Source organism: Caballeronia glathei (genome assembly GCF_000698595.1).
Taxonomy (GTDB): domain Bacteria; phylum Pseudomonadota; class Gammaproteobacteria; order Burkholderiales; family Burkholderiaceae; genus Caballeronia; species Caballeronia glathei.
Genome location: NZ_JFHC01000070.1, coordinates 32,538 through 40,523, shown reverse-complemented (window position 1 = coordinate 40,523; position 7,986 = coordinate 32,538). Strand labels below are relative to the sequence as shown.

The window sequence follows — 7,986 nt, the reverse complement described above, 5'->3', positions numbered from 1 at the left end:
CGATGCCCACGAGTGGCAACTGGCGCTCGCAGCACTCGAAGCCGGGAGGCAAGCATGAGCGACACCACCATCACCCAGAAGCCGCGTCTGAAGACGTCCGCGATGATCGCCTCGATTGCGGGCGAAGGACAGGTCACGCGTTCCGCGCCGTTCGGGCACGCGCTCGCCGAACTCGCCCGCACGAAGACCAACGTGGTCGGCATGACCGCCGACCTCGGCAAGTACACCGACCTGCACATCTTCGCGAAGGAGTTTCCGGAACGCTATTACCAGATGGGCATGGCCGAGCAATTGCTGATGGGTGCGGCCGCCGGTTTGGCGCACGAAGGCGCGCAGCCGTGGGTGACGACCTACGCCGTGTTCGCGACGCGCCGTGCATACGACTTCATGCACCAGGCGATCGCCGAGGACAACCTCGACGTGAAGATCGTCTGCGCGCTGCCCGGCCTGACGACCGGCTACGGCCCGAGCCATCAGGCGGCGGAAGACCTTGCGCTGATGCGTGCGATGCCCAACATGACGGTGATCGATCCGTGCGACGCGCTCGACATCGAGCAGATGGTGCCCGCCATCGCCGCCCACAAGGGACCGGTGTATGCGCGCCTCTTGCGCGGCAACGTGCCCGCCGTGCTCGACGAATACGACTACCGGTTCGAACTCGGCAAGGCCAAGCTGCTGCGCGACGGGGCGGAGGTGCTGATCATCTCCTCGGGCATCATGACCATGCGCTCGCTCGAGGTCGCGAAGGCGCTGGAAGCGGACAACGTCGGCGTGGCCGTGCTGCACGTGCCGACCATCAAGCCGCTCGATACCGAAACGATCCTGCGCGAAGCGCGGCGCACGGGCCGGATGGTCGTGGTGGCCGAGAATCACACGGTGATCGGCGGCCTTGGCGAAGCGGTCGCGACCACGCTGCTCACGGCCGGCGTCACGCCGACGTATCGTCAGATCGCGCTGCCCGATGCGTTCCTGGCCGCGGGCGCGCTGCCCACGCTGCACGATCGCTATGGCATATCGACCAATGTCATGGCCGATTCCATCAAGGGATGGCTGCGCTAAGAACGAGCCCCGATCCTGAAGGGCCAGCCTGAGAGACCGGCGGTGCGGCGCTTCAAGCGCCGCACCGCCATTGCGTGACATGCGGATGTTCCCTCCGACCTCTGACGACCGAGTGCGCTCAGTGCGCGCCCGCCGCTGCGGCACCGCCGCCGCCCTTCGTCGGCCGCGTGATCCAGATGAGCGGAATGATCAGCACGTAGATGATGGACGAGATGTAGAAGATGTCGTTGAGCCCCATCATCGCCGCTTGCGTGTTGACGGTGTAATCGAAGAGGGCGCGTGCGGAATCGACGTTCAGATGCAGCAGCGAGCGCGTCAGGTCGATCTGATGATTGAACCCCGGGTTGTCGATGCTTGCCTGCTCGGTGAGCCGCACGTGATGCAGCACCGTGCGGTTGTTCCACTCGTTGCCCGCAATCGACGTGCCGACCGCGCCGCAGAACACGCGCGCGAAGTTCGACACGCCCGCCGCCGCCGCCAGCCGCTGCGGCGGCTGCCCCGACAGGATGATCGATGTGAGCGGCACGAAGAAGAGCGCCATCGGGATGCCTTGCAGCAGCGTCGGCAGTACGAGATGCCACGTATCGATCGAGATCACGTAGTTCGTGCGCATGTAGAACACGCCCGCGAAGCCCACGAAAGAGAGCGTCGCGACGGCGCGTGCGTCCCAGCTCTTGAGCACGCGCCCGATGACCGGCGAGAGAAGCACGGCGAACACGCCGAGCGGCGCGGTGACGAGCCCCGCATCGAGCGCGCGGTAGCCGAGATATTCCTGCATCCATTGCGGCAGCAGCACGAGGTTGCCGAAGAACACGCCGTATGCGACCGAGATCGCGACCGTGCCGCCCAGGAAGTTGCGCTGCGCGAAGAGCCGCAAGTCGACGATCGGGTCCTCCTCGGTCAGCTCCCAGACGAGGAAGAACGCGAAGCTGATGAGCGCCGTGATGCCGAGCGCGACGATCACGGGCGAGTTGAACCAGTCGAGGTCGCGGCCCTTGTCGAGCATCACCTGCAGCGAGCCCACCCAGACGATCAGCAGCCCGAGGCCGACGATATCGATGGGCGTCCTGCGCGTGGGCGTCTCGCGCTTGCGGTACATCATCCACGTGACGGTCGCGGCGAACACGCCGACCGGGATGTTGATGTAGAAGATCCACGACCAGTTGTAGTTGTCGGTGATCCAGCCGCCGAGGGTCGGGCCCGCGATCGGGCCGACCGTCGCCGTCATCCCCCACAGCGCGAGCGCTGATGACGACTTTTCCTTCGGGTAGGAGCCCAGCAGGATTGCCTGCGAGAGCGGGATCAGCGGCCCCGCGACCGCGCCCTGCACCACGCGCGCGACGAGCAGCACCGGCAGGGTCGGCGCGATGCCGCACAGCCACGACGTGAGCGTGAACAACACGATCGCGCCGACGAAGAGCCGGATCTCGCCGATGCGCTGCGTGAGCCAGCCCGTGAGCGGAATCGACACGGCGTTCGCAGCCGCGAACACCGTAATGACCCACGTGCCCTGGTCGACGGAGACGCCGAGGTTGCCCGAGATCGTCGGAATCGCGACGTTCGCGATCGACGTGTCGAGCACGTTCATGAACGTGGCGAGCGCCACCGCGATCGTCGCGAGGACGAGCCGGCCGCCGCTCAGCGGGGGTAGGGGAGCCTGTGCCAGAGCCATGGAAGTCGAGCCTTGTGCTGTATGTTGTGACGAACCGTTTGCCGGGCCGGATGCTGAAGCACGCCGCTCATGGCGCCGTCTGCGCCACTTGCGCGGTCTGCGCGACCTTCGCGACCTTCGCGATCGCGCCCTTGCGTGGTGCGTCGTTCATCACGGCGCCGCCGTTTGCGGCATGGTCGGCCCCGTGCCCGGCGTTCGCCGCGATGATGCGTGCGATTTCCGCGTCGGCGTCGTCGCCGTACCGGGCGAACACATCCGTCTGGTACTCGGTGGTGGGGGCGTTGGCCAGTTCGCTACCGCTCTCGTCGTGGATGTCCACGTCTGCCTGCATCGACAGCCCGATGCGCAGCGGATGCTGCGCCAGTTCCTTCGGATCCAGCCCGATGCGCACCGGCAGCCGCTGCACCACCTTGATCCAGTTGCCCGTCGCGTTCTGCGCGGGAAGCAGCGAGAACGCCGAGCCCGTGCCCGCCGAAAACCCGATCACCCGGCCGTGATACACCACCGACGAGCCGTACGCGTCCGCCGTCAGTGTCACCGGCTGCCCGATGCGCATGCGGCCGAGCTGCACTTCCTTGAAGTTCGCGTCGACCCACACTTCGTTGAGCGGCACGACCGCCATCAGCGGCGTGCCCGGCGAAACACGCTGCCCCACCTGCACGGAGCGCTGCGCCACGTAGCCCGTCACCGGTGCCGGCAGCACGTTGCGCGCGTTGGCCAGATACGCGTCGCGTACCCGGGCGGCGGCGGCCTGCACGTCGGGGTGGCGCGCGATCGTCGTGTCCGCCGTGAGCGCGCGATTTGCCGCGAGCTGCTCGCGCGCCGCGTCGAGCGCGGCCTGTGCCGTTCGCACCGCATCGTGCGCATGCGAAACGTCTTCCTGCGAGACGGCGCCCGTCTGCTGCACCGTCAGGCGCCGGCGCAGGTCTTCCTGCGCGCGTGCGAGGTCCGCTTCGCGCACGGCCATCTGCGCCGCGTACTGGTCGTCATCGACGAAGAGGCCGCGCACCTGGCGCACCGTCTGCGCGAGCGTCGCCTCGGTTTGCTGCAGCAACACGCGCGCGTCGGCGGCGTCGAGTTCAACGAGCGGCTGGCCTTCGCGCACCGTCTGCGTGTCGTCGGCCTCTACGGCGATCACCGTGCCGGTGACTTGCGGCGTGATCTGCACGACGTTGCCGTTCACGTAGGCGTCGTCAGTGCTCACGTGAAAGCGCGCCACACGGAAGTAGTACATCGCGTAGGCGATCGCCGTGACGAGGATCACGACGACGAGGAGCGCGATCAGGCGCCTGCGCCGGTGGTGGTTCGGGTCCGGCTGCGGGGCCGCCGCCGGTTGCGGGGGAGGAGTGCTCATGGTCAGGCTCCGGTTTCTCTATAAAAGTGTTATTGGTTCAGCGAGGGATGCGCGACGCGCTCTCGGGCTCCGTGGCCGTCGCAGCAGAAACCACGGCCTGCGCTGCCGGCGCTGATGCGGCGGCAGCGCCCGCGGCGTCGGCGGGCGGCATCGCAAGGCCGACGGCCTGTGCATCGAAGCCGCCGCCCAGCGCGCGGATCAGCGCGATCTGCTGGTCGCGCCGCTGCATTGCCAGGTTCGTCACCGTCTGGTCCGCCGCGAGCCGCGTGTCGTCCGCCTGCAGCACCTGGATCTGCGGCACGAGCCCCGCGCGGTAGCGCACCACGGCGAGCTCGTACGCGCGCGTCGAGGCATCCAGTGCCTGCTGTGCGTCGACCAGTTGCTGGTCCGACGAACGAATCGACGAAATCTGCGTGGCCACCTGCGAGAGTGCATTCACGAGCGTCTTGTCGTAGTTCGCCACGTCCGCGTCGAAGTCCGCATAGCGGCCCTTCAGCTGCGCGCGCAGCGCACCCGCGTCGAAGATCGGCAGGTGGATGGCCGGACCCGCTTCGATCTGCCGGCTCGACGCCCGCAGGAACCGTCCCCAGCCGAGCGCATCGAGGCCGATGCTGGCCGAGAGATTCACGTCCGGGAAGAACTCGGCCTTCGCCTCCTTCACGCCCTGGAGCGCCGCCTCCACCTGCCAGCGCGCCGCCACGATGTCCGGGCGCCGCGCGATCAGGTCAGCCGGCAGGTTGTCGGGCAGCGCGACCGGCGCGTTCGCGCCGAGCGCCGGCTGCGCGATCTGCAGTCCGCGGTCCGGTCCCTTGCCCAGCAGCGCCGCGAGCTGGTAGCGCACCACCTCGATCAGACCGTCGAGCTGGCTCAGCGTCGTCTTGCTGGTCGCCACGTTGCCGCGTGCGGTTTCCTGCTCGACGTTCGTGTCGAGCCCCGCGGTGACACGCTCGTTGGTGATACTGCGGATCGTGTTGCGGTCGTCGATCTCGCGCTGCGCGATGTCACGCAGGGCATAGAGCTGCGCGAGCTGGTTATAGGTGGACGCCACCGAGGCGGCCAGCGTCACGCGCGCCTGCTGCAAATCCGCATCGGCTGCCTTGCTTTGCGAGACTGCCTGCGCAAGCCGTGCGCGGTTCTTGCCCCACAGGTCCAGATCCCACGAGGCGCTGGCGAGCACGCTGTTCTCGCTGTACCAGGTGCCGCCGAACGGCGGCGGAAGGAGGTTCTCCGAAAGCAGCAAGCGGTTCCACGAATAGCTTGCTCCCGCCTTGGGAAAGAGCCCGGCGCGCGAGGACTCGATATAGGACGAGGCCTTCGCCAGTCGCGCCTGCGCCTCGGCGATCGAGGGGCTGCCTTCGAGCGCCTCGTCGATCAGCTTCGGCAACTGCGGGTCGCCGAACTGCGTGGCCCAGTCAGTCGAGGGCCACGGGGCGCCTTCGGCTGGCAGGCTCTGCGCGGTGGCGTACTGCGTGGGCGCGGCGATCTGGCTGTCGCTATGGATGCCGGCGTAGTTCACGCAACCCGCCAGCGCGAGGGCGAGAGCGGCGGCTACCGGCCGCGACGCGCGGCGCGGACCATCGGCGAACACGGACCTGAAACTGAAAGGAAATCTCATCGCTCGACTCCCGTTCGGCTTTCATCAGCGGCGGCTAGTTCATCTTCGGCAGAGGTCATGACGAGTGGGCTCCATACGATGTGTGCATTGGTTTGCGTCTCGCTGGCCGCGAACCGGAGGTCTTCCGGAAAGCGGGCGAATTGCGTCGATGCAGAGCGTACGGATTCCCACCTGGCCTTTCTTTAATCTGACAACGTCATGTTTTCTAATCGCACGGTGAAGGCAGGATGAAGGCATGCGACCGGCCGCGCCCGAGCGCTGGCATCAAGTACGAAGACTTGTTGAGCCGCTTTTGGATGGGGATTCCTGACAGGCCGCGTGACGAGGGAACGTGCCGCGGCTTTCGCGAGCCGGGCATCTGGCGCCGCCGCGCTTGCTCGCGGCGCCTCAATTGCGCCGCTTATCGGGGCTCGGCGGGGGACGTTGGTTCTGCATGCGGTGCTTGAGTCAGCCGTTCGTGCACTTCGCGAGTCAGCGACTCGATTCGCTCGGTGAGCTCGCGCGTCACCTCGGTGAGACGGGTGTTCTGCTGCAACAGCAGGGTGAGCTGCCCGGTCTGGTGGACGAGTTCGAGCTCGCGCTGCCTGGACGCCTGCGCGAGGTCTTCCCGATGATGGGCATCGGCCGCCGCCAACGCCTTGTCGCGATCGGCTTGCCGTGTCTGCGCAAGCAGAATGAGCGGCGCAGCATACGCGGCCTGCAGACTGAAGGCGAGGTTCAGCAGAATGAACGGGTAGCGGTCGAAATGAGTGAAGCCGAGCAGGTTCGCGGCCATCCACACGCCGACGATCACCGTCTGCGCGACAAGGAAGGTCGGCGTACCGAAGAAGCGCGCGAATGCTTCGGCACGCAGCGAAAGCCAGTCGTTGCCGAACACGCTGGACAGGTGCGCATGCGGCGCCTGAAAGCGCAGGGGGTGGTCGGCAGGCGCTCCGCTGCGGATGGATGGAATGTCGCGTACATCGGCCATGAAGGTATTGTCGAGCGAAGGGTTAGGGACCTGCCGAATGTAGCGATCCATCCTGACGCATCGATTAGAAAACGCACGCAGCTTTTCAAAAACGCACGGCAGCAGCCGTGCGGGGCCACGCTCTTGCGACGTGTGCCGGGCGCGACTTCTCCTCGCGGTTCGTATCGTGCCGCGCTTCGCCCGGGCCCGTACTAAACCTTCATATAGGTTGTTACAACCCAATGGGCGGCATGGCCGTCCTTTCGAACGGCTAGTCGTAGCAGTTTCGTTTGACTAACTTTGAGTCGTCGCGGCGCAGGCATTCCGGCCGCAGCCTGATCAATTTGTCAGACGAACCCTCATGACCACACTGTTGCTCACCTATCCCGAAGCCGATGCGAGTGCAGAGATCGCCCCGCCGCGCATTCCCGGTTCCATTCACACGGAGGAACAATGGCGTCGGCCGAGCAGGCATCAGGGCGCGTCACGTCATCATCGGGGCAGTGTGATGGTGGCGCGCTGGACGCACGACGGCAGCCGCCCGCTCGAAGTCGCCAACCACGGCAGCGAGTCCGATCACTGTTTCGGCCTGATCCTGAAATGCGCGTCCCTGAGTTTCAGCTACGCGGGCCGCAGGCTCGTGCGAGGGCAGGTGCCAGGCGGCGCAGTGCAGGTCACGGCACCGGGCGTGCCAGTCAGCGCCGTCTTCGAGTCGCCCGTGGACGTCCTGCATCTGTTCGTCTCCCAGCAGGTGCTCGCGGAGTGCTACGAAGATACGTTCCAGCGTTCGCATGCCGGCGACATCGTGCTGGACAACCCGGGGCTGATCCGCGATCCCGCGATCGAACGGCTGGGGCAGGCCCTTGTCGTGTCGCACCTCAGCGACGCCGCCGTGGGCAAGGTTTTCACGGACAGCGTGTGCCTCGCTATCGTGTCGCGTGTCGTCGCGCGCCATTTCGCCGCGCCGAACGGGCAGGGCCGGGAAGTCGCCGCGCTGCCCGGATGGCGAATGAATCGCGTGACCGAGTATATCGACGCTCACCTGTCCGATCCGATCACGCTCTTCGATATGGCGGAGAGGGCGGGCCTGACACGCATGCACTTCGCCGCGCAGTTCCGGCGCGCGACGGGCTTGCGCCCGCATGAATACCTGCTGCGCCGGCGTATCGAGCATGCCCAGCGCCTCTTGATCGACCCGCAGCAAAACATCATGGACGTCGCGCTGCATTGCGGATTCCGCTCGCAGGCGCATTTCACGACGGTGTTCAAACGCTTCGTCGGCGAAACGCCCCATTCCTGGAGAAAGACGAGGCTGGCCTGACGCGTCGATTCATTTC

6 protein-coding genes are annotated in these 7,986 nt (G+C 66.5%); 2 read left to right on the top strand and 4 right to left on the bottom strand.

Annotated features, from left to right (window positions below; translation table 11 throughout):
* The first annotated feature begins 54 nt into the window (after positions 1-54).
* Complete coding sequence (locus BG61_RS31035; RefSeq protein WP_035934692.1) at positions 55-1,059, top strand: transketolase family protein; 1,005 nt, start codon at positions 55-57, stop codon at positions 1,057-1,059.
* A 118-nt stretch (positions 1,060-1,177) separates the two neighbouring features.
* On the opposite strand, the gene BG61_RS31030 is transcribed toward BG61_RS31035, so the two are convergent.
* The 4 genes from BG61_RS31030 to BG61_RS31015 form a co-directional block, all read right to left on the bottom strand.
* Positions 1,178-2,731, bottom strand: coding sequence for a DHA2 family efflux MFS transporter permease subunit (locus tag BG61_RS31030; protein WP_035934691.1), 1,554 nt, complete (start codon positions 2,729-2,731; stop codon positions 1,178-1,180).
* A gap of 67 nt (positions 2,732-2,798) precedes the next feature.
* Positions 2,799-4,085 carry an HlyD/EmrA/EmrK family protein gene (locus tag BG61_RS31025; protein ID WP_075584259.1) on the bottom strand — a complete coding sequence of 429 codons (1,287 nt, stop codon included), beginning with the start codon at positions 4,083-4,085 and terminating at the stop codon, positions 2,799-2,801.
* A gap of 37 nt (positions 4,086-4,122) precedes the next feature.
* On the bottom strand, positions 4,123-5,700 hold the full coding sequence (locus BG61_RS31020) for an efflux transporter outer membrane subunit (protein ID WP_051672907.1): 1,578 nt from the start codon (positions 5,698-5,700) through the stop codon (positions 4,123-4,125).
* Between the two features lie 400 nt (positions 5,701-6,100).
* Entirely contained in the window at positions 6,101-6,721 is a 621-nt protein-coding gene (locus BG61_RS31015) for a DUF1003 domain-containing protein (RefSeq protein WP_081868234.1), read from the bottom strand.
* Positions 6,722-7,010: 289 nt separating this feature from the next.
* On the opposite strand from BG61_RS31015, the gene BG61_RS31010 reads away from it, so the two are divergent.
* On the top strand, positions 7,011-7,970 hold the full coding sequence (locus BG61_RS31010; protein ID WP_035934689.1) for a helix-turn-helix transcriptional regulator: 960 nt from the start codon (positions 7,011-7,013) through the stop codon (positions 7,968-7,970).
* Positions 7,971-7,986: the final 16 nt, after the last annotated feature.